A 22,229-nucleotide genomic window follows, 5' to 3' on the forward strand; every position below is an offset into this window, starting at 1 on the left:
ATAGGCGAAAACCAAAAACCCTCTCACCAGCATCATTGCTAGTGAGAGGGGTGTAATAAGCTCCTCCAACTGGGCTCGAACCAGTGACCTAAACCCCATTTAACCAGCGTAAACACCCTTTTTAAGCCCCTTCCCACGATAATTCCACTGCATTCGAAATCTTTTCCTCCACAGCACTACCCACCGCTTCCAAGTCCTCATCAAACAATTCAGCGTAAATATCAAGGGTCATCGCAGCCGAAGAATGCCCGAGTTGCCTTTGCACAACCTTCACATTCGCCTCGGCGGAAATCATCAACCCCGCCGCCACATGCCTAAGCCCATGCGGAAAATCCGGGCCTTTGCCCTCCATCACTGGCACCAGCATCCGCATCACGGACACGGGTACGGATACTTCTCGCACCTCATGGGTTTTAGGCGTTCCAATAATCACCTCACTGCCCACGGTGACCGCGTGACGCTCAATGCTGATGCGATTCCGCAGTACATTCACGTCTCGTACCCTGAGTGCTGCCGCTTCCCCCCACCGAAGCCCAACGGTGCCAAGTAACCACACAAGCTCCTGGTAGCGGGTATATTCACCCACAAGCAAGCCCAATTGCTCCGCTGTGAGATACACTTTCCGTGCTGCGCCCTTACGTGGTAGCTTCACGCCCCGCGCCGGGTTCTCACTCACAGCCTTATCCATCACCGCCAGGTCAAGAATCTGCGCCAACACCGCATGAGCCTGCCGCACCAACGACTCAGACCTATCCAGACTAGACACTCACGCCTGCACTTCCGAGGGCTTAATCCCAGCCACCTGCCGCCTTCCCCACTTCGGATCTACGTGGTTACGCCACACCGCAAATATGTCATGCCGCGTCTTAAGCTTCAGGTGAGTCAGATTCGCCTCCCTTGGCACGGCAACCTCACCAATAGTCACTTTGCCGGCGTTGGGGTTTATCCAGTCCTGCTCGTTCATGTGGACGGCGTTTTTATTCGCCCAAGCTTGAGCCTCTTTCTTCGTGCGAAAACCCTGCTTCGTACGATTCCGCCCATCAGGGCTGCGGTACTGAACACGCCAAGCTTTACCCTTGGCTGTCTTGTATTGCTTGATTGATGTCATAAGATAGGCCTGTCCTGTTTGTAGAGGATTGGATAATAGCCGCCTTAGTGCTCAAAATTTTGCGGTGGAGAACGCCAAGGCGGTTTCGTGGCTTATTGATATGGATCGTTTGCGCGGCAGTATTCTGCGGCGTTTTCCGCGATACATTCGCCCCACCATCCTTGAATTTCGGCGTTGCTCGGCCTCGGTTTTCCGTTTTCGTCGTGTCCGTACCCGCATAGGTACGCGGGGCAGGTTCCGCCTTCGGTGTAAGGGGGTGCGGTGTGATTTCGCCTGGGGCCTAGCTGGGACGCTTGGTCTTGTGGTAAGGCGCAGTCTGGCCATTCGACAACGCTCATGTCAGAAAGCTGGGCGTAGCCGTTTTCCCAACAAGACACAAAGGTAGGCTGTGTGGAACCTGAATTGTTCTCTTGTTTTGGTGCCCTTTCTTGCCTCCAAGCTGTATCTGGTGTCTCTGGGTCTTGTACTGAGGTTTCGCCTTCAGGCGACGGGTCAGCCGGGGCAGAGGTGTTACTAGATGTGGAGGTTACTGACGTTGAGGAAGCCGGGGTAGAAGACGCAGGGCTTGATGACGGCGCCGACGTAGTATCTTGGTTAGCTCCACAGGCAGTAAGGGCTAGGGGGAATGCTATGAGAATGGATGTCGCGCGTTTCATGGTGCTTGCCTTTCGTAGAGGGTTTGCCTAGTTTTAAGGACTTTGACCGTGACCCCCAGCTCGTTGGCGACTGTCGCTGGGTGTGGTCCGTAGATTGCTTCTGCGGTTGCGTATTCGGCAGGTGAGATGAGTAGTTGGGCGGCGAAGCGGTCGGCGCGTATTTCGTGGGCACCGTGGTGGCCGGGCGGGTCACCGTAGTGCGCGTGGCCTAGCTCGTGAGCTAGAGAACATAGGGTGGTGACGTCATCCATGCCTATCTGCACAGTGATTGCGTTCTGGCTTGGTACCCACGCCGCTTTTGGCCCGCCGCGGTGCCACCTGATGCGGTAGCCGCAGGACTCAGCTGCCTGAATAAGAGCTTCAATCATCAACGATTGCCTCTGATTTGTTCCAGTTTCTTCTGAAGCTCCGGAGAACTAGCGGCAAGCATATTCTGCATCATTTGATTGTTTATTTGCTTTTGCCGGTTTTTCTTAGCTTCGGTTCTAGCTTCGGACTGCCAAAATTTGGTGGTTTTCACTAGCTGGTTTGGGAAGCATCGAGAGTCTTTGTTTGGTGAGTTAGACCAGATAACTGAATTGTTTGTCGTTTGGCATAGTCGTGCGAGGCTTTGCCCCATGTCTACGGCCCAACCAAAGGCGGAAGTTTCTGCAAAATGATAGTCTGTTAGTCGGCCAAGTATCGCGCATATCCAGTCTGCCAATTGGATGGTTCCGTATAGTCTGCTATCGGCCTGAACAGGTATCTCAATGATGCTTCTGTTTTCCTTGTTCTGACGAGAATATATCGCTTTCCCTAAAGTGGCGACGGCCCGTTCACGGTTGTCTGTGTCGGTGGCATCCATGATTACCATGAGTGTTTGATTTGCTTTAGAGGCGAAGGTTCCGAGTCGGTTTATTGATTGAATGAGGCAATGCTCTTCGCGGGCTTGGGAAGTCTCGTTAGTCTCTTTGACTGTTCCGATGGGTTTTTGTTGACCGTAGAAGAAAATCCTTCCGTCTAGTTCTCCTAGTTTTCGGAATATGCGGTTCATGGCGGGGTTTATTTCCTCGCCATATTTTTCGATGTTTGATGTGGTGAGAAGTTTTGAGCCTTTCTTCTCCCATCGTTTTGGGTGAACCTGTGAGCGTTTGATTTCCCAGTCAAGTAGGTGCTCTTTTACATATTCGAAGTAGCCACCCATCTGGCGTACATTTTCGGCAGGGAGTATGTATCCGGCGTAACCGAATACCGGGTGTGTGTTGTATTTAGGGTGGTCGTGTCTGATGTAGGGGCCTTGGTGGCCGAATTCATCCAAGTAAGCAATAAGCATAAGGTCCTTGAAATGACTCAGCGGCTAGAACATTAAATGCTCTAGCCGCCGGAATTAGCGCGGTACATGTATTTCAATGCCGCCACTGTGTGTAATGATTCTATCTGGTTCCGGCGAATTTCGCTAGCTATATGTTAATCAATCAAATCTTCACCTCGTTTCAAGGTCTTTACCCTGGTTTGAACTGGTATTTTCAAAAGTTTTTTGAAAGTAGCTTCTTCTAACTCGCCGGAACGTGTGATGGCCTGAATGTGGTGTAGATGGCTACTTGGTCTGGGCTAGTCAATGGGGTCTTCTCCGCGTTTTTCGCGTTCTTCTTGTTCGTTGGGTGACGAGTCGGCGGCGTATTCGTCGGGGGAGTAGTTGAACTCACGGACGATTCCGTCATCGTCATCATGCAGTGAACCATGCGCATCGGACACAGGGGTGAGGTGCGGGGCTAAGCCGATGGCGTTGTCGTCGCCATCGTTCCCGAATAGGTATCGGGCCTGGGGGTCGGAGCGGCGCATAATCTCGTCTAGAAGCTGCTCGTTAGTAGCTTCGTGTAGGGCTATTTCTACGTCTGGGCCGTGAATTTCGTAGTCGTTGATGTAGCCAATCTCTATGAGACCCGCGACAGGGGAGTGGTCATAAGCGCGGCATAGGGCTATGACCATCTCAGGGCGTAAGTAGCCGCGAGATAGCTGACGGGAAATCGTCGTCTGGGCATATTTGCTTTTCTGGGCCGCTGTCCGCATGGAGTCGCTACCGATTAGCTCTAAGAGCCATTGTTCGTGGCTGTTTTCGTTCATGACGTTAACTATATTGCAATGTGCCGTCATGTGTAATATGTGCAGGCCAAATAGGGTGGAGGGGGAAGCTGTCGGGGGTATGTTCGCATCGCTAGCATCGCAAGAAATCGCCGTTTGCTGCAAACTGTAATCACCGGCGCAGAGAATGCCGTCCATAAGTAAAAGGACTATATGGAGGTAATTCATGGCAGTCGTGGCACCGCCCCGGTAGACCTTCCGCCCAGGCGCCCTGGACGCAATCATGCGCTCACGGAACCTGCAAACCGAAGAGCGGCTAGTACTTCTTATCGGGGTATATCCCGCTGATATTCCCAAGCTGCGTGCCGGGGCAAAAGTGACCACAGAGCTCGCACTACGCGTCTCCGCACTACAAGGCGACAAGAACTACATTGCAGGCTATTTCGACCGCGTAGACGACCCTCTGAACTCAAGCTTAAAGCAAAAGCAAGAAACCCCCTCCCACCAGTGTTTTACTGGTAGAAGGGGGTAAATTATTTGCTCCTCCAACTGGGCTCGAACCAGTGACCCTTCGATTAACAGTCGAATGCTCTGCCAACTGAGCTATGGAGGAATATCCATGTTGTACTTCGAACGTTCCGTTCTCTGTGCAACGAGAATTAACTATATAGGCTAACGCCGTTTTTGCACAAATTGGCTGGTTAGCCGGAAAAATTAGGGGCCCAACGCGGGGTGAGGCGGGAGGCATCGGAATGCGCATGGCCTGTGTATTCCGGTTTGGGAAGCGCCGCCTGGAGTCTGGTTGAGACTGGTCTATTTTTCTCTTTTCCTGAACACCGTTCAATACGTCCGGTACCCTCAGCCGGGTTTATAAGCAAAACGCTCGGTGAGTGCGTTCAAGAACGGGGTTCTCCTCGCTTAGACTGGCAGGCATTATGAGCAGCTTCATCATTGACTATTCTTGGATCCACGAGCTGGTGTTGTACGGGCGTGACGCCGAGCTATCCGCAGCAATTACTGGCAACTGGGACATTATTGAAGCCGTGTGGGACTTGGAGGAAAAGCACGCTATAGAAGATGGCTCCAGTTTCTTTGGCGGCGATAATTGGACCGCGCGCTTTGTGGCTGGCCTCGATGACGGCGGCCCGCTCGATGTGGGGCTACTGGACGAAGAAGATACCTCAGTGATACTCGAGCTCTCCGTTACCGGTGACGATGAAGAGACAATGGAGCAAGCCCTAGTTGATGCCACCGAGACCATCACCTGGCATTTCTCTGACTGGGGCTTCGAGGACATCGAGTGGACCGCGATGCAGTGAGAGATGGAGACGCCGCCGCAAGGTTTTACTAGTTGAGGGGCTCAACAGGCAATTTTACTCGCGTTCGTCTTGCTGCTGCGGAGAAAGAAGAATACGGTAACAACTATCAGAGGTGATAGTCCGATTCGGAGAAGACGGGTTGTTGCTACTAGAAAAGGCGTGGTCACACGCGGTTTGAGGGTTCCTGCCTGGTTGGCGGGGACCCTTAAATAATGTAGGTCGAGGATCTAGTTTGAGAGCGAGATCTCTAGAGATTCTAGGCTTGGCCGATGGGAGCGAGACCACAGGAACTGGGTTTGCAATAGGTTGCGTCCTCTGATGAGATTTCCCCAACGCTAGAACCTAGCGTTGAAACGTAGATTGAATCGCGTCGTTGGCATGCGCGAACGGAATCCGTTCTTGTTCAATTCGCAGCTTACCCTCGGTGAAGAGGAGGCGGTAGGCACGCTGTTCTTCGGTGGTGAGGTGGCTAAGTATGGCGGAGCCGTCACCGGGATCGGGGACCGCGAGGTGGCGGAACGCGGTGACGGTGGCGGTATCCATGAGGAGAGATTCCGTGTGGGGAAAGTGGGCGCGCACGCCGTTGAGGATGCTGAAGCCGGCGGCGTCGAGATCGCCCCAGTAGGTGATTTCGGTGTGGTGGAGCCAGGCGATGGCGTGAAGTTGGCGGGCGGCATTGCCGGAACCGAGGATGGCGATGGTAGGTGGGGCGGCATCGGAAAGCAGGGGTAGGGCTAGGAAGGTCTGTTTGTTTTCTACGATGAGAACGCGCGGAGGCGCGGTGGGAAAGAGCTGTGCCGCCTGGGAGAGGGGAACCTCGATATCGGACAACGCGGGGGCGTGATTGAGGTAGCGCAGGCGCAGGCGGGCGTCGGTGCGGCGCAGCCCCAAATCCGTGATGCCAAAAGGCGAAAGCAGGGCGAGCAGCAGGCGGCGGTGGGTGCCTATCCATTTGCCGTCTACTCCTTCGACCGGAACGGCGCGCTCCCACTCGCCGGAGTCCGGATGGGCGCGCAGCCAGATCAAGCATGGCTTTAAGCAGCGCAGATCGTATGCGCATAGGTCCTTCCACTGGGCATAGGTGCGGTACACGGCGTCGGCGAATGCAGGGGAGTCGGGGAAGATCGCGGCGATGTCGTGCGCGCGCTTGTGCGCGCGGGAGTATTCGGCGCTGAGGCCTGCAGCCGCGGCGATGCGGGGCGCACCGGTAAGGGCTGCGCGGGTAGGCACGGAATTGGTGCCGAGTCCCGTGCGGGACCAATTGCGCGGTTCGTAGTGGATCTCTTCTTGGTGCGGCCAGCGCTGCCAGGCGCGGATAAACTCCTGGGTGGCGGCGACATTGCGCGCAGCAGCGGCGGCCGTAGGCGGATGCAGCGGCCAGTCGATGCTCAGCGAATCCGGGGCGGCTAGTGCCTCAGCAAAGTGGTTGTGCAGGTATTTTGCCGCATGGGTGTGCAAGTCACTAGGCATCCGCATCGGTGGACTCCGGGGACTTGTGGGGGTAGGTGGTGGCATCGATAAGCGAATAGCCCGTACGCGCCTGCGGGCGTCCCTGGATAATGGGCTCGTCGTAGTTGACCACGATGGTGCCATCCACGTACGGCGATAGCGTCTGGATGAGCTTGAACGGCGTTGCCAAAATCATGTGGAAACCAAAGGACGCAAACACGGACATGGCGGTGCGCGTGAAGGCAGGGTCGGCGCGATCGAAGGCCTCATCCAAAATGATGGAACCGTAGGTGGGAACGTCCTGATCCGGCTCCGCCAGGCGGAAGCGCAGCGCCGCAGCCAAGCAGAAGAACACCAGCTTTTGGGCCTGGCCGCCGGAGAGGGATGCGGAATCTTGATAAGTATTGGCGGTCGTGCCATCGGGGTAGCACTCGCGGCCGATGAAGCTGACATGCTTGCGGGTATCCAGAACCAGGTTGCGCCACCGAATGTCCTCCGGCTCAGACGAGCCCAAGCGGCTGAGAATCTTGTTCAGGGCGTGGTAGCGCGCTACCGCAGCTTCGGGCTCATCGGCTCTAATCTCCGCCAAACTATGGGATGTTGCGGCATCGAGATCCCGCTGGAAATCTTGCACGACCTGGCCCCTGGCATCCTTCACATCAATGCGCAGGGTGCGGTCGCCATTGAAGGGCGTGCGCTCCAGGGATTTATTAATAAATTCCATGCGCTGTTCGATATCGCTACGGGCATGGCGAAGTGAGGAGGCGAGGTGCGATAGGTTTTGCACCGTCGTGCCATTGAGCAGCTCCAAGAACTGAGCGCGAAAATCCGCCAAGCGGTCCGCGCGCAGGAATTTCAACTTCTCCATGCCCTCGCCGGCGAAGCTCGCCTGTGGCTCCAAATCCGCCGCTTCCGCCGGCCACTGCGATAGGTACTTGTGCAGGACGGAGACGATCTTGGTATTCGTCTCCTCGATGCGGCGCGCGGCCGTGCGCGCGGTTTCTTGCAGGTTAGCCTGCACCTCATCGCGCCGGGCATCGATGTCATCGATGGTGAGTTTTCTTCTGCTCTTGTGCAGGGCCTCTTCGACCGCCTTGGCGATGCCCTGATCCGCCACCGTGGGCACCGTTCCGATGCTTTGGCGCCGCTGGGTGGAGCGGTTCAGTTCGCCCTCCACGTTGCCGAGGTGTTTTTGTGCTTCGTTCAGTTGAGCGCGGGCGGCGGTGAGCTTTTCCTTTGCCTGCTCGTGTGCCGTGGCTAAGGCCTGCGCCTCTGGGGAGGAAGCCAAAGAATCGTACTGTTCTTGCAAATCGCGTTTGCGCGCCTCAGCGGAAGCGGTATCAATATCCTGGAACTTAGTCCCCAGTACGCGCTGCGCTTTATCGCGCTGCGTGCGCAGGATATCCATCTTCCGGTTGAGTTCATGGACCTGTTTGGCCATGGCACGAGCAGTGGCTTTTGCTTCATTCAATTGGGAACGCAGGAGCTCAATCTTGGCGGTATTGGTAGAACCTACTCGGTACCACCGCGTGCCTTTAAAACGCGTGCGATCATCCTTGATAAAGCGCGTCGATCCATCCTTGTCCTTAGGCCGGCTTTCCAAGCCATCGCGCGTGACGGCTGGGGTCTTGGTTACCTGTTCGAGCGCGGCCACCGAGTTGACGCATTCGTAGTTAAAACGGCTCGAAATATGGTGGCGCACCCACTGCGCCATGGGGTGATCCTGGAACTCCAATTTGTGAATGAGCTGTTGCGGGCTGCGCGCGGGCGCGGGCGCCGGTGCAAACTCCGGGATAGTGCGGTACTCGAGCCGGGTACCCACGTTGCGAGAATTGACCCACTGGTTAATAGCTTCCCGCGCGGTTTCCGGAACGAGCAGGGTGGCGGCGAATCCGTGCAGCAATTTTTGGATCACCGGTTCCCACTCCGCCTGTTGCGGGGCAATATCTAGTAGCTCGCCAGCGAATGGAAGCTCCGATTCGGCATAGCCAGTATCCCGCGCGAGTTGGGTGCGCAGCTCTACGAGGGCCTTATCGATATTGGTGCGCCGCGAGCTAAATGAGTGCAGCTCACTTTCTAAGGACGCGGATGCTGTCGCGGCATCGCGGGCGGCTACGCCGGCTTCTTGCTGCTGCTCAGTAAGCTGGGCCGAGTCAGCCTCGAAGTCCGCTAGGCGCAGGCGGGCATTTGCTTGCAGCTCGGCGAAGCCGTGCGGACTGAGCTCAAAGTGATCGGTCCACTGGTCGGCGGCAGCGGCAAGGTGGTGGAACTCCTTGGAGCGGTGCTCAATTTCCTTCTCCGCGGTTTCAATTTTGGCTTCTAGGGCAGCGAGTTCGCCGGCACTGAGTTGGGAGACGGCTACAGCGGCGCGTCGCTCGGCATCGTCAAGGTGCGTGACCTCCGCTTCGAGCGCCTCGGCCGCAGAATGCGCCTCTGCCTGCTTGGCGGTCAGCGCGCGAATGCGATAGTCCAGTTCTTCTGCCACCAAGCGGGCGCGCACCGCCGGCAGCGCCTCATTCATCGCCTCGGCTTTGTGCTTATCCGCTTCTGCGGTGGTGCGTTGGGAGTGCAATTGGGGCAGGGGTGCCAGCGTCTCAATCTGGGCCTTGACGTCCTCTACCCGCAGGTATGCCTGGCGCAGATCCTCAAATTGCTCCACCGACTCCTCCGCCCGCTCGAAGGTAGACGGCGTATCCAGCATATAGTCCCGGAAGAGCTGGTCCAGGCTGGATAAAGACTTAGCGGACTGCGTGCGGTGAAGCAAGATCTGCCCCTGTTCGCTCTTGATGCCCAGGCGTTTGCGAAAGCGATCCGCAAACGTGGTGTACGTCGGCGTAAATGACGCACCAGGCCCCTTGTACATGGCTTTAATCTTGCGGGTATCCAGGCTTCGGGTGAGCAAGGGGCTGAGCTTATCGATGTCCTCATCTCCCTGCACCACCCCATAGAGCCGTTTAATTTGGCTCACCGAATTTTCACCGCCGTTGAGACGGAAGATGGCGATGAGGGTGTGCTGCGTGCCAGTGCCATTATCGTAGGTCAACGCCACCACCGAGTTAGTCGCGCCCTCACGCAAATACTCCGGGGCGATTTCACCCGTGTGCGCATTTTCTTGTTGCCGCCACGCCCCGCGAATATAGGAGACGAGGTTGCGCCCATTATGGCGCCCGAGGTCCTGCTGCGATGCCGCGTTAAACTTGAGGTCCTTCTGCGGCACCAATACCGCTGACATCGCATCAAGCAGCGTGGACTTGCCCGAACCGGATCCGCCGGTGATGAGGAAGCCCTTGCGGGCTACCGGGATGGAAAAGTAGCCGTGAAAAGTACCCCAGTTAATGAGCTGGATACGGCTGATGCGGAATTGGCCTGGATACAGGTTAGTCATCGGAAGCATCCTCCTGGTCGCTTTCGGCTTCTGCGAGGCGGGCGTATTCATCCCGGATGGCGGTGACCGTGGCGGCATCGAAAAGCTGGCGCAAGACGGGTGAAACCTCGTAGCGCCCCTCTGTCTCGGTGGCGCTGAGCAGCGAGTATTCATTGCGGATGCGTTTAATCGCCGCATTGAAGCGGTTATTGAACCCGGCTTCATCGCGGTTATCAACCGCGCGGACGTATCCAATGCCTTCCCGGAGATCTTCTACATCCACAATCACGCGTTCACCGGGCAACGCCAAACCAAGTTCCTGGCGCAGGTTCAACAGGATGGCGGTATCGATGTGCTTAAGCTTATCCGTGCGCAGCACCTGCGGGATAGGCAGCGTTTCCTCTTCTACCATCCGGGTAAACGCAAACCCTTCCGCTTCATCGACGACCAGCTCGAGGAATACCTCATGCAGGCGGGCGCGCAGGTTGTCTTCGTCCGAGATGATGGCGGACCATAAGACAGGTTCCTTGTACGCTCGCACGAGCGGCCCCTTCAACAGCTGCACCAAGGCGCGGCGCGAGTTATAGGTCAGCGATCCTTTATCGCTTTCCCACAGCGGGGGCTCATGCGCCGAATCGACGCGGTGATTATCAGTAGCGCTCACTATAACTCCTCAACGGTGGTGCTATCGAAATACATAGTAGGGATATACGCCGCGCGAATGGTCCCATCTTCTTCGGTCCAGGTGACCTTTTCATGATCATCGTGCAAAGCTGGAAGCGGGTGTTGGTCCGCAATGTGCACCAATCCCACGACGCTGGCCAGGCCCTGCGTGGGCGGGTACGCCTGCAATACCTGGCCAATCGTGCACGGACCCGCTTTGCCGACGGCCCCGCGAATCGCCCCATGCAATTCCTCAAAATCAATCTCTGATTCGCGTACCAGCTCATACAACGCCTCGGCGTTCTCCTGGCCTGGCTGGAAGGCTTCCGGTGCTTCTTCCACGACCTCGCGTCCTGGGTTGGCTAGTTGGATGCGCGAGACGGAGTGAATGGACATGCCGATGCGCTGTAGGGGAGTTTCCATGCGGTGAAAGGCTTTTAGCTCCGATGCCTGCGCTGCATCAATGGCCATGCCCCGCGCCTCGCGCAGTAGCTCAATCATGCGCCGGTCTTCTGCGAATTGTTCTGAGGAGACATAGTTGCGCAAGCTGCGTGCCAAGCCAGTCATAGTTTGATTGACCTCGAAGCTCGTTTCTTCCATATCGCGGAAGAGATTCCGCAGCTGCCGCCGGTTTTCTGGCGCTAGCTCTTGGCCAACGTCGCTTTCTAGAACCTGCTTAATCCACTGGTCCAGCCACGCGCTGCGTTCTCTATCCATGAGGTAGGAATAGAATCCGCGGAAGCTGCGCCCCGCGTCCGATTCCGCGATGTGGTCTACACCGCTAAAGATTTCCTCGAGCACTTCGCCGCGGTAACCTTCTGGATCCAAAAGCTGTCGGCGCAATCGGTGGTTGAGGGCTTCAAGTTCGTGGCGAACCCTGGCGAAATCGCTTGGCACTGCCATAGCCATGTTCAGCACGTCTTGGACGCGTTCCTGTGTCTCTGCCGCAGTCAGCCTTTCAAACTGCCCTAAATGTGCCTTTTCAATTTCGCGGTCAATGCGGTCTCGCTCCGCCTCTAAGCTGGCGACGCGGCTCGAAATATCCTCATTTGTATCTCGCGCCAAGCGTTGTAGCGCCGAGCCGATAGATTCCACGCGCGATGCGGTGACCGTAGTAACCGGCGTTTCCCAACGTTCAACAGCCTCGAGCGCGGACAGTGCTTCCTCGCTCGGTTCCAACGTTTCCCCGCGCGAGCTCTTGCCAGATTTACGGACTAGCCAACCAGCTTTTACCCAGTCATTGCAATAACTTTGCGGTGTGCGCGGCATTGAGAATTCACTGGCAAGCACCTCGAAATCGGTGACCATCAGCTCATATACTTCTGCCGCCGGCCGCGCCCGAGTGCCGCGGGGAAAATACTCAGCAATCAGCGCCAAAATCACCGGGGCATTATCGGCCGCCAGCAGCCGCACTGCCGCGGAATCATGTAATAACCGCCGCAGTGAAAGGGCGCGAGCTTCAACAGACATGATTCGATTTTGCCATCTACGCCGGACACGTGCAGCGTAGTTTGACTCACTTATTCGAATCGGTGGATTCGCCCGCGCATGGTGACCCTTGCGAGTCGAGGAATAAAAACTGTATTAGTCCTGCTTAGTCCTGCGCAACGGTGACGTTGACGTCGATATTGCCGCGGGTGGCATTGGAGTAGGGGCAGACCTGGTGGGCGGCATCGGCAAGAGCTTGTGCTTTGTCGTGCTCCTGGGCGGGGATAATGACCTCAAGCTCAACGGCGAGCTTGAAGCCTTCGCCCTCCTTGCCAATGGACACGCGGGCACCCACGGAGGAGTCGCCCACCTCGGCCTTCTCGCTGCGGGCTACTACCTGCAGGGCGGAGTGGAAGCAAGCGGCATAACCAGCGGCGAAGAGCTGCTCCGGGTTAGCGCCATTGCCATCGCCGCCCATTTCCTTTGGGGTGGCCATCTTGAAGTCAAGGTCCGAATTTTGGACCACGGCGCGGCCGTCGCGGCCTGCCCCGGTAGCGAGTGCTTCAGTGGTGTAGAGGGGATCCATGATTACTCCTTTTCTAAAGTGATTTTCGTACTAGCGGTGAGTACAGCCGCCGATTGTACTCAGAATTGCTAACGGCGTTTTTCGAGGTCAGCGACCTAAGAAGTGAAAGGACGCGCTAGGAAAAGGTGGTACGGCTCAAGTGAGCGTCGCGGGCCTACTCAACCCGCGCCGGGGGAGTGGGTGCTCCTTCTGGTGGAAGTACCTTTGGGTAGCGCTTGGATTGGCTGGATTTCCCAGCACTCTCGGCGGTACCGCCAGTGGTGGGCGCGGTGGCGCCGACTACTTCGGCTGTCTTTGCCGGAGAAGGTCGATGGGGTGCCGGATCCCAATGGGTATCGACAAGCTTGCGCTGGCATACCCAACCCACCGCGAGGATGACCAAGCCAATCACTGCGATGAAGATACCGCTCCATGCACCGCCGGCCTGGATGGACCAGCCGAGCAGCAGGCCAAGCCAGCCAAAATCGGCATCGCCAAAAGTGGTGTGGGCGTCGCCGAAAGATCCCAACACGCTAAGCAGGAAGGCGGGTAGGAAAGTAATGAGCAGGCCATTGGCAAAGGAACCCAAAGCCGCTCCACGGCGACCGCCGGTGGCATTGCCGTACACGCCGGCCGCGCCACCAGTGAAAAAGTGTGGCACGAGGCCCGGCAAAATGAGGGCGACGCCAAAAGCCGGGTTGAGCCATAGCGATAGCACAGCCAAGCCGACGAGCCCGCCGGTGAAGGAGAAAATGAACCCAATGAGCACGGCATTTTGAGCGTAAGGGAAGACAATCGGGGCATCGAGCGCTGGGATTGCGCCGGGAACTATCTTTGCCGCGATACCTTGGAAGGCGGGGACAAGCTCACCCAAAATGGTGCGGACACCGAAAAGAATGACAGCAACGGCCACGCCAAACTGTAGGCCCTGCGTAATGGATTGCATGAGGTAATTGCCTACATCGGTAGCGCCATCCGGGAAGGCCGTGAAAGCCTCATCGGAGCCTGCACGTGCAATAAATAATACGGCGAGCACGAGGTACATCAGCGCCATAGAAAGGGCCGTCGCCACCATCGAATCGCGCAGGAAGCGCAAGCCCTCCGGGAGTTTGAGATCCTCAGACGAAGGCGACATTTTCTCGCCTTTACCGCCTACAAGCTTGCCGACGCCGCCTGAAACCAGATACCCCACCGTGCCAAAGTGCCCAATGGCCACGGAATCGTCGCCGGTAATGCGGCGGGTAAAGGGGTGGGCTATAGCGGGCAAAGACACCATCAAAATGCCAAGCAGTCCCGCGCCAAAGGCAACGATGACCCACGAAGGATACCCCGTTGCGACGAGCACCATTGTGAGCAAGGTGGCCATGAAAAGAACATGGTGGCCGGTAAGAAAGACGTAGCTAAGCGGGGTGAAGCGGGCAAGAACAAGGGAAACCACGAAGCCTAAGATCATAATCCACGCGACTTGGCTGCCGAACTGGTCTTGCGCGATACCGACAATGGCTTCATTAGTCGGCACCACTCCCTGTGCACCCGTCGCGCCGGTGATCATGGCACCCAGTGGTTCTAGCGAATCGGATACTAGGCCAGCACCGGCGCCGATAAGGAGGAAACCCAGCGTGGCTTTAATCGCGCCGCCGATGGTCTTGCCGACGCCGCGCCCCATGGCACCTAGGCCGACAGCGGTAATAATGCCGATGAGGAAGGCGGGAACGGACAGGATCTCATTGACGAGAAAGTTTGCTAGGGCGAGAAGAAAATCCATCAGGCTATTCCTTAAATGTCATAGAGCTCGCGCAGAGCACCGTCGATTTCTGATGTGGAGGTGAAATCCTGGATGACGTAAACGGGAACGCCGACATCGCCCAGCGTGGCCGCAATTTCACCTGAGGTGAGCAAAAAGTCTGCTTCGTTCGCGCGACCTTTGGCAGAGATGGTGTCTGTGGCTTCCACCGTGAGATAGGGACCCCAGCCCCATTCATCCAAGACCTGTTCCAACGTATTCTTGAGGAAAAGGGAGGTGCCCAGGCCATTTCCACAAACCGTGAGTATCTTTCCTTTGGACGCTACGGAATCTTTAGCCGGTTCTGTTGGCTTCTGCGATGCTGGGCGCACCGGGGACGTGGCCGCTGTGGTTTTCTTCTCCGTGGTGCCGGTGATTACCTGCCGTAGTTGCTCTTCGGTCTCAGCGCGGTCGAGTTCTTCCCGCTTGGTAGCCAAAAGCCGTGCCAAGTGCTTCATCGCTTCTATGTGCTCGGATTTGTCTTTGGCCGCACACGCTACGACTAGGTCCACCGGATCGTTAGACTCATGGTGGAACTTCACCGGGGTTGAAAGCTTAACCCACGACAGGGAGGTTTCTTTCACTGCCTGAGACGGGCGTGCATGGGCGAATGCGAACCCCGGCGCGACCACAATATATGGTCCGTTGTCTTCTACAGAGCGGATCATGGCGTCCGTATAGTCCGCGGACACCGTGCCGGCGTGTTCCAAAAGCGCGCCAGCCTGCCGTATTGCCTCGCGCCAGTCGCTCGCGGTGCAGTGCAGATCCACTGCACCCGGCACCAGCAAGGAATCCACTGTGGCCATGTGTTTCTCCCGTCACACACTTAGCTCTTATGAAATAAAGTCACTCCAAAGCTTAGAGAGCGGGGATGAAAGGCACAAGGGTGTTACTACTTCTAGTCAGAGGAACCGTCCAGTGTGAACGTCTGGCGGCCAATTTCGTTCTGCCCAAAGTTGTACTTAGCTACCAACCCCACTGGAGTAGATTCATCGTCTAGCTCATAGGCAGCTACGCCGGAAATGGTGCCGCCCTTTTTGATCTGCTCGAGTTGTGAATCGGAGAGCTCTGGGTCGTACAACGGGGCCACCTCAAGTTCATTTACGGTGTCGGCGCTGTTGTCTTGGACAGCGGTGAAATACATAAAGAAGTCGATTGTTGTTAGCTTTTCATCGGTTTTATTGGTGATGTCGTAATAAAACGCAATGAGCGGTTTAGCGCCATCTTCATTGCCTGGATCGCCAACGGGGATTACCCGGTGATCCGTAATCTTAATGGTTGCGGCCGGTACCTCAAGGACGTTGTCCTTGAAACTGCGCTCAGAATCGGTGCTCTTTAAAGAATTGACCGTGGTGGGTTCGTCACTAATCTTTTTCAACTTCGCGGTGTGAGTGACATCTTGAATAGCTACGTCGAAAGTCAAAGTATCACCGTCCACCGTGAAGTCTTTTTCATCGTCGGAGGAGGCCATCAGCATCGCATCAGTAGGAACAATATCCCGCTTCGAGGTGACTGTTTCACCACCAGCGGCGGCCGCTGCGTCGAAGGAGCCGATCCAATAAATCGAGCGGTTTTCGCCATTGTCGAATGTCCACTCGACGGTAATGACGTCATCGGTGATGCTGGCTTCCATCCAACCATCTTCGGAGGCGCTGTCCTCCTGCTTCTAGGTGCCGACCACGGATTGCGAATTTTTTCCGGCGGATTCGGTCTGCTGCTCTGATTTGGGGGATTCAGAGTTGTCGCTGGAATCGGAACAGGCGGTGGCTACTAGGGCGGACGTTAGGTCGATAGAAGAAAGTAATCTGCGCATAAATTAAATATAAGCTAAGGGAATGAGGAGGGGTGGAGACGGGGGAGAGGGCGAGAAAATTGGTCTTTTCCGCGCCATTGGCTACTCTTTTGGGAGCGGATCGTTGTCTTTTGGGACACGGAATCCGCGTGGGGCTATAGCTCAGTCGGTTAGAGCTACGGACTCATAATCCGTTGGTCGCGGGTTCGAGCCCCGCTGGCCCCACGGTGATAGGGAGGCGTCGGCAAGCAGTGCCGGCGCCTTTTCTGTGCTTAGCTGCGCATATGGGTGTGTTAATTGCGCAGGCACGAGCGGGTGAAGTCTAATAACCATATGGTTGAAGTAGATCCGCTCATTGAATCCCTCTATCGCTGGTCCGATGTCAGCGGTGTATTGCTGATGGGAATTATCGGCGGCACCATTGCGCGCAAACGCGGGTATGACATCATTGGGTTTTTCTTTATCGCGATGTTTTCTTCCCTAGGCGGGGGCATGGTGCGCGATGTGCTTATTAATCGCGGCACCGTGGCGGCGATGAGCGAGCCGGAGTACCTGTACCTGGCGTTTACGGGTGCGTTGATTGCGCGCTTTGTCTACTTTAAGGGCAAGACCTGGGATTATATCCAGGCGCATGGCGATGCCGTCGTTTCCGGCCTATGGGCCGGTACCGGCGCCGTGAAGGCCATTACCTATGGGCTGCCGCCGATCCCGTGCATCATGATGGGTGTGTTTACCGCTACCGGCGGTTCCATGATTCGCGATATCGCCATGGGGCGCGAGCCCGCCGTCTTTGGCGATAATCAGCCCACGGTGATCCCGGCCATCGCCTGCGCCGTGATCGTGCTGGTGGGAAACCACTTCGATATGTTGGCCGTCGGCATGATTGTGGGGCCGTTGGTCTCCATTTTCTTGGCGCTGCTGGGCATTTGGGCCGGGTGGCGCGTGCCCGCGAATCAGGAGTGGGCACCGATTAATGATACGGCCGCGCAGGTCAAGGTGCTGGCGAAGAAGGCAGAAAACAAGAGCCGGGCGGTCGGGCGCAAGCTGGAGCCACACCGCGTGCGCTCCTGGCGCCACCGGCAGATGGAAGAGGCGCTGCAGCGGCGCATCGAAAAGGAAGTGCGTTCCGGCAAGCGCCGCCAGGATGCGGCGGAAGAAGCCAGCGAGTTTTTGCAGTCCTTCGAATCAGATGTCGATCAGTTCAGCACGGCGCCAGCGGAGTCTGAGGATATGGACTTTGGCATGGACTTTAGCGGCGATTCCTATGAGGAAGAGGAGCAGACCTCCAGCGAGGAATCCCAGCGGCTGCTCGATACGATTTTGGAAGATGACAAGCTTACTGATGAGCTAATTGATCGCCTGATGGACCGCTACCAATCGCGCGACTAGGCCCCGGGGCATCTGCTTGTCGATGTCCCCATCTTCCCACTCCTGCCTTCTTAATTCTGGCAGAAAACTGGCATCAATTTCTCAGCTAGGTGCCATATCCTTGAACCATGAACTTGAGGTATTTCTTTTTTGAGCTGTGGGGCCTCATCGTTGACCACGGCTTGCCGCTCATCGCATTCGTGATTATCGGCATTCTTTTGCCCCGCATGGGGCGCCTAGCCATCCGGATTATTGAACATAATTTGGATGAGCAAGAAGAATCTACGAAGGCGCGGCTGGCGCTGACCGGTGCATTGGTCTACATCGTCCAAGCGGTGGCGTACTTCCTATTGGTCGCGGCCGCGCTGACTAATCTCGGTGTTCCGGCGCTGGGCGCCGCGGTGCCTGCGACGATAGTGTCTGCCGCGGTTGGTTTTGGCGCCCAGTCCGTGATTTCGGATTTCCTCTCCGGATTTTTCATCCTTACGGAAAAGCAGTTCGGCGTGGGAGACTACGTCTCCTTTGCCGGCATCCCAGGGGTAGAAGGCGATGTGGTGACGCTGACCCTGCGCACCACGAAGGTGCGCACCCCAAGCGGCGAGTTGGTGACCATCCCCAATAGCTCCGCCGGCGTGGTGACCAACTATTCCAAGGAATGGTCCCGCGCGGTGGTCAATATCAACGTCCCAGTGCATGAAGGCGAAAGCCTGCCGGAGATTACGAGTCGCGTCAAAGAGATTTCGGGGCACGCTATTGAAGCCCCTGAGATCTCCGTCGACGTCGCCGGCGAGCTCACAGTCCTTCCCGCTACGCAATTGGTCAGCCCGCAGGTAGCCGGCCAGCCGTGGCAGGTGGGCTACCGCATCATGGTGACGGTGAATCCTGCCCGCCAGTGGTCCGTGGAGCGCGCCATCCGCTCGTCGCTGCTCTCGGAATTCTGGGATCACTACGGTTCCGCCATCGACTTTGATGAACTGCAGGAACAAAAAAAGAAGAAGCCGACGGACCCAAAGCATGCCGCGGCGCAGTCAGCCAAAGACGCCTTGGACGCCGGGGAAGGTTCTCGTCCCAATACGCCAGTGGATGACCCCACGGTGGAAGAGGAACTGGTCCCAGAGGAAGTCGAGCTTGCTGAGACTAAGCTCGATGAACAAGCGGTCACGGATGAAGCCAGCGAAGAGGCTGCGGAAGACGATGAGAAATCGCGCCGGAAGATCTGGCGCACCATCCAGACCAGTACCCAATTCCAAAAGGTCTCCACCATCGGCGGACGCGTACGCGCCTCCACCACCGGCCTCGTGGCGGCCCTGCTTGTCGTTGGCCTGCTCATCCTCGCGGCAAGCAACCCAGAGGAAGGGGAAGCCGGTTGGCTGTCGCCGGATTATTGGAAGGAGCGCGATACGCAATCCTCTTCTGAGGCACCAACGGAATCTGGGGAGAATGTGCCTTCGGAAGACCCTCTTACTACCGGTACCCCAACTGAACCGACGGATGCTGAGTCAACACCGACGACCACCAATACGCCGACCGTTCCTAGTTACCCCAGCCAGGACCCCAATTCGACTCCTAATTCCGGGGACGGGCACGGCAGCGGTCAGGATGGGCCCGCTGGCTCAAACGGCGATGCTGGCGATGGCCAGGGGAATGGAGATGGAGACTCCGGCGCAGACGGAAATAGCGGGGCGGCAAATAGCCAGCAGACCGCGATTCCTTCGGAACCCCACTAAACACTCTCTCTAGGAGTTCATGGGCGCCGCCTCATATTTCGAGGCGGCGTCTTTTTCTTTGGCTTTCTTTAACGGGGGTGACCTCAAGTTTCTCTACGGTTTTGGCTGCAGGTGGAGAAGCAACAGAATAAAAGGTGGATAAAAGGTGGAACAAATTTAAACCGCGGGCTGTTTCAGTAGACATGACATCATTATTTACACCTTTGGAACTTGGCCGTTATACGTTGAATAACCGCGTGACCATGGCGCCGCTGACGCGGCAGCGTGCAGGTCACAGCGGTGTGCCCAGCGAGTTGCACAAAAAGTATTATTCCCAGCGCGCTAGCGCTGGTCTCGTGGTGACGGAGGGAACCTTCCCCGCATGGACCAACCGCGCGTTCCCGGGTCAGGCGGGAATCGTCGATGATGAGCAGGCGGCCGGTTGGCGCGAGGTAGCCAACGAAGTGCATGACAAGGGCGGCGTCTTGTTCATGCAAATCATGCATGGCGGCCGCACCAGCCACCCGGATCTCATTGATGGTGCCCAAGCAGAGGCCCCCAGCGCACTCGATTGGGACGGCCAGGTTCGCGGCTTTGCCGGCAAGATGGATGCACCGGTACCGCGCGCACTAGAAGCCGATGAGCTCCCGCGCATCGTTGAGGAATTCCGGGCCGCCGCACGCCGAGCCGTCGACGCGGGCGTTGATGGTGTTGAGATCCACAATGCGAATGGCTATCTGCTGCACGAATTCATGGCACCGTCTGCTAACCAGCGCGACGATGAATTTGGTGGCAGCCCCGAAAACCGGTGGCGCCTGCCAGAGATGGTGATCCGTGCTGTCGTCGAGGAAATCGGTGCGGACCGCGTAGGTGTTCGTTTTTCTCCGGCCCACGTCGTACAGGGCATTGTCGAAGACGATGAGACAGACATGTTGGCCACCTACGGCGGCCTGCTGGACGCCATCGCCCCGCTGAACCTGGCTTATGTCTCCTTCTTGCACGCAGAGCCGGAAGGCGAGCTCATCTCGGCCTTGGCACAGAAGGCCCGCGCCAATGGCGAAACCAAGGTTTTGATGAATGACGGTTTTGGCACCGTGACCACTAAGGAAGATGCACAGCGCGAGCTGGACCTCGACTATGTGGATGCCATCGTGGTGGGCCGCCAGCTCATTGCTAACCCGGACTTGGTGCGCCGGTGGGAAGAGAACCTGGAGCTCAATGAGCCTGACCAGGCAACGTTCTACGTCGGCGGCGAGCGCGGCTACATTGATTACAAGACTGCCGCGGACCAGTAAATAGTCCGCGGCAGTTGTAGGGAGAGAGAAGGGGGAAGTAGAGAACGCGAGTGATAGGTAAGGTGCGAAATATCCTTGAAAAAGGACCTTTCACTTTTTATATCGATCGTGCAGGCATGGATCGTTAACAGTCACCCGCTAATTTTTTAAAAACTACTTCCTTCTTCTCCCACCGCAGCCATGCCCATGCTTGGTCCCAGTAGGCTAGTGGGCATGAGCGAGTTAGAACTTTTATGCCAGTGGCCCGTAGACAATGTCGCCGCCGCGTTATTGAAACGCGGCGATGTTCTCGATGAAATAGGAGATGTTTCCCGGGAGTTTCCGGTGGCATCAGTAACCAAGCTCGTCTCCGCCTACGCCATTATGTTGGCGGTTGAAGAAGGCGCGGTAGAACTAGAGCAACCTGCTGGTCCCGAAGGCGCGACGCTAGAGCACTTGCTCGCGCACGCTTCAGGTGTGAAATTCGATTCGCGCGAGCAACAAAAGCCGGTAGGCGAGCGGCGCATCTATTCCTCTGCCGGTTATGAATGGGCCGCAGAGATTGTTGAAAAGGCCACCGGCATCGAGTTTGCGGAGTACCTGCGCGAAGGCGTGTGCGAGCCGCTTGGCATGTCCTCCACGCGCTTAGAGGGTTCGGCAGGGCACGGGCTGGTTTCTACCGTGCAGGATCTCGCGGCATTTTCGGCCGAGGTCCAGGACCCGCAGCTCCTGCACCCCAACACCGTGGCCGATATGCGCCGCGTTCATTTCGGTGGCTTGCGCGGCATCGTGCCAGGCTACGGAAGCTTTAAGGATTGCACCTGGGGCCTTGGCTTTGAGATCCGCGGCGAGAAAGACCACTGGATGGGTGCCCTGCCTGCCGATGCCATCGGGCACTTCGGCATGTCCGGTACCTACCTCTGGCTGGCCGGCGACTACGCCATGGTCGCATTGACGGACCGAGAGTTTGGCGATTGGGCTAAACCGCTGTGGAATGAAACCAATTCGAAGATCTGGCAGGCGCTATAAGGCCTCCATCGCAAAATCCCTTTAACGGGAAAACGAGAAAAGCTCCCCATTCCAATGGAGTGGGGAGCTTAAGCTGTTCTATTTAGAACAGGGTCTGACCGGAGAGGCCCTCGAAGAACATCAGGAACTGGGAGAAGATGCCGTCAACGAGGGACAGGAGGTTGAAACCGAGGTTGGACAAAGAAGACAGACCAGACATGGTTGTACCTTTCTTTTTGGGGATGGGTTCAAACCGGATTGTTTGAATTTATTTCAGTATAGGCATGGCTCTGGGATCGTGTCAAACTATTCCTTACCCTAAATTAAATTTATATAAACCATCTGTCCACGGATGCTGATCTTCTCCTAGAGGGAGGGGTGTGTGGGGAGTATGGCGACCGATTACCCCCGCAGGGGTCTTTTCGAGCAGGATTTTTCGGAGCTCTTTGCCTCTAGGGGGCGAGACGCGGTTTTCTTTTGCGGGTGTGGAGTGTGAGCACTGTAGGTTACTGTTCCTACTGGTAGCTGCCCTGCGTCTGACTCTTGTCAAGAAGTTACTTCAGGGAAACAGTTCAAGCGCGAAAACCTCACAAATTTCACTGTTGTAACTCCAATTTCTTCGGACACTTTAATCACAGTCTGGACTTTGGGTTGAGGTTTAGAACTTGGGGGTTGAAGTGAAAGT

Annotated in this window: 20 protein-coding genes and 2 tRNA genes; 6 read left to right on the top strand and 16 right to left on the bottom strand. The window is 56.7% G+C overall.

Annotated features, from left to right (window positions below; translation table 11 throughout):
* Positions 1–121: 121 nt before the first annotated feature.
* The 6 genes from ACP8KU_RS03270 to ACP8KU_RS03295 all read right to left on the bottom strand — a co-directional run bounded on the left by ACP8KU_RS03270 (position 122) and on the right by ACP8KU_RS03295 (position 4,438).
* On the bottom strand, positions 122–718 hold the full coding sequence (locus ACP8KU_RS03270; RefSeq protein ID WP_484483973.1) for a site-specific integrase: 597 nt from the start codon (positions 716–718) through the stop codon (positions 122–124).
* Between the two features lie 48 nt (positions 719–766).
* The gene (locus tag ACP8KU_RS03275) at positions 767–1,108 is read right to left on the bottom strand and encodes an Arm DNA-binding domain-containing protein (protein WP_484483974.1); all 342 of its coding nucleotides are present in this window, start codon (positions 1,106–1,108) and stop codon (positions 767–769) included.
* Positions 1,109–1,760: 652 nt separating this feature from the next.
* A complete protein-coding gene (locus tag ACP8KU_RS03280) occupies positions 1,761–2,132 on the bottom strand; it encodes an ImmA/IrrE family metallo-endopeptidase (RefSeq protein WP_484483975.1) in 372 nt (123 codons plus the stop codon).
* Positions 2,132–3,076 carry a DUF3800 domain-containing protein gene (locus tag ACP8KU_RS03285; protein WP_484483976.1) on the bottom strand — a complete coding sequence of 315 codons (945 nt, stop codon included), beginning with the start codon at positions 3,074–3,076 and terminating at the stop codon, positions 2,132–2,134. Before ACP8KU_RS03285 ends, ACP8KU_RS03280 begins: the two co-directional genes overlap by 1 nt.
* 278 nt (positions 3,077–3,354) lie before the next feature.
* Positions 3,355–3,867: a hypothetical protein gene (locus tag ACP8KU_RS03290; protein ID WP_484483977.1), complete on the bottom strand. Its 513-nt coding sequence runs from the start codon at positions 3,865–3,867 to the stop codon at positions 3,355–3,357.
* A 498-nt stretch (positions 3,868–4,365) separates the two neighbouring features.
* Positions 4,366–4,438, bottom strand: a tRNA-Asn gene (locus tag ACP8KU_RS03295).
* Between the two features lie 322 nt (positions 4,439–4,760).
* Between ACP8KU_RS03295 and ACP8KU_RS03300 the strand changes: the two genes are divergently transcribed.
* Positions 4,761–5,144 carry a hypothetical protein gene (locus ACP8KU_RS03300; RefSeq protein ID WP_484483978.1) on the top strand — a complete coding sequence of 128 codons (384 nt, stop codon included), beginning with the start codon at positions 4,761–4,763 and terminating at the stop codon, positions 5,142–5,144.
* Between the two features lie 342 nt (positions 5,145–5,486).
* Here ACP8KU_RS03300 and ACP8KU_RS03305 read toward each other — a convergent pair whose 3' ends face one another.
* From ACP8KU_RS03305 to ACP8KU_RS03345, 9 genes are all read right to left on the bottom strand, one after another.
* Positions 5,487–6,614 (bottom strand): Wadjet anti-phage system protein JetD domain-containing protein, encoded by a 1,128-nt coding sequence (locus ACP8KU_RS03305; protein WP_484483979.1) that lies wholly within the window; start codon positions 6,612–6,614, stop codon positions 5,487–5,489.
* Positions 6,607–9,978 carry an ATP-binding protein gene (locus ACP8KU_RS03310; RefSeq protein WP_484483980.1) on the bottom strand — a complete coding sequence of 1,124 codons (3,372 nt, stop codon included), beginning with the start codon at positions 9,976–9,978 and terminating at the stop codon, positions 6,607–6,609. Before ACP8KU_RS03310 ends, ACP8KU_RS03305 begins: the two co-directional genes overlap by 8 nt.
* Positions 9,971–10,621 carry a DUF4194 domain-containing protein gene (locus ACP8KU_RS03315; protein WP_005284094.1) on the bottom strand — a complete coding sequence of 217 codons (651 nt, stop codon included), beginning with the start codon at positions 10,619–10,621 and terminating at the stop codon, positions 9,971–9,973. Before ACP8KU_RS03315 ends, ACP8KU_RS03310 begins: the two co-directional genes overlap by 8 nt.
* Positions 10,621–12,090, bottom strand: coding sequence for a DUF3375 domain-containing protein (locus ACP8KU_RS03320; RefSeq protein WP_284897619.1), 1,470 nt, complete (start codon positions 12,088–12,090; stop codon positions 10,621–10,623). Before ACP8KU_RS03320 ends, ACP8KU_RS03315 begins: the two co-directional genes overlap by 1 nt.
* A gap of 124 nt (positions 12,091–12,214) precedes the next feature.
* Positions 12,215–12,634: an organic hydroperoxide resistance protein gene (locus ACP8KU_RS03325; protein WP_023029064.1), complete on the bottom strand. Its 420-nt coding sequence runs from the start codon at positions 12,632–12,634 to the stop codon at positions 12,215–12,217.
* Between the two features lie 154 nt (positions 12,635–12,788).
* Complete coding sequence (gene ulaA / locus ACP8KU_RS03330; protein WP_023029063.1) at positions 12,789–14,378, bottom strand: PTS ascorbate transporter subunit IIC; 1,590 nt, start codon at positions 14,376–14,378, stop codon at positions 12,789–12,791.
* A gap of 11 nt (positions 14,379–14,389) precedes the next feature.
* Complete coding sequence (locus ACP8KU_RS03335; RefSeq protein ID WP_284611531.1) at positions 14,390–15,202, bottom strand: PTS sugar transporter subunit IIAB; 813 nt, start codon at positions 15,200–15,202, stop codon at positions 14,390–14,392.
* 92 nt (positions 15,203–15,294) lie between these two features.
* The gene (locus tag ACP8KU_RS03340; RefSeq protein WP_023029061.1) at positions 15,295–16,029 is read right to left on the bottom strand and encodes a DUF5067 domain-containing protein; all 735 of its coding nucleotides are present in this window, start codon (positions 16,027–16,029) and stop codon (positions 15,295–15,297) included.
* Positions 16,030–16,062: 33 nt separating this feature from the next.
* Positions 16,063–16,209 (bottom strand): hypothetical protein, encoded by a 147-nt coding sequence (locus tag ACP8KU_RS03345; protein WP_023029060.1) that lies wholly within the window; start codon positions 16,207–16,209, stop codon positions 16,063–16,065.
* Positions 16,210–16,339: 130 nt separating this feature from the next.
* Here ACP8KU_RS03345 and ACP8KU_RS03350 point away from each other — a divergent pair.
* The 3 genes from ACP8KU_RS03350 (at position 16,340) to ACP8KU_RS03360 (ending at position 19,283) form a co-directional block, all read left to right on the top strand.
* Positions 16,340–16,413 (top strand) — tRNA-Ile (locus ACP8KU_RS03350).
* Positions 16,414–16,521: 108 nt separating this feature from the next.
* The gene (locus ACP8KU_RS03355; protein WP_034667369.1) at positions 16,522–17,577 is read left to right on the top strand and encodes a trimeric intracellular cation channel family protein; all 1,056 of its coding nucleotides are present in this window, start codon (positions 16,522–16,524) and stop codon (positions 17,575–17,577) included.
* A 107-nt stretch (positions 17,578–17,684) separates the two neighbouring features.
* Complete coding sequence (locus ACP8KU_RS03360; protein ID WP_284832109.1) at positions 17,685–19,283, top strand: mechanosensitive ion channel family protein; 1,599 nt, start codon at positions 17,685–17,687, stop codon at positions 19,281–19,283.
* A 31-nt stretch (positions 19,284–19,314) separates the two neighbouring features.
* Here the strand turns inward: ACP8KU_RS03360 and ACP8KU_RS03365 are convergent, their stop codons facing one another.
* Entirely contained in the window at positions 19,315–19,467 is a 153-nt protein-coding gene (locus ACP8KU_RS03365; RefSeq protein ID WP_284624759.1) for a hypothetical protein, read from the bottom strand.
* On the opposite strand from ACP8KU_RS03365, the gene ACP8KU_RS03370 reads away from it, so the two are divergent.
* Both ACP8KU_RS03370 and ACP8KU_RS03375 read left to right on the top strand, forming a co-directional pair.
* Positions 19,466–20,557: an alkene reductase gene (locus tag ACP8KU_RS03370; RefSeq protein WP_284624758.1), complete on the top strand. Its 1,092-nt coding sequence runs from the start codon at positions 19,466–19,468 to the stop codon at positions 20,555–20,557. The genes ACP8KU_RS03365 and ACP8KU_RS03370 overlap by 2 nt on opposite strands.
* Positions 20,558–20,770: 213 nt before the next feature.
* Entirely contained in the window at positions 20,771–21,565 is a 795-nt protein-coding gene (locus ACP8KU_RS03375) for a serine hydrolase domain-containing protein (protein WP_284624757.1), read from the top strand.
* The last annotated feature ends 664 nt before the right edge of the window (positions 21,566–22,229 follow it).

This window comes from Corynebacterium sp. LaCa_282 (assembly GCF_057198125.1).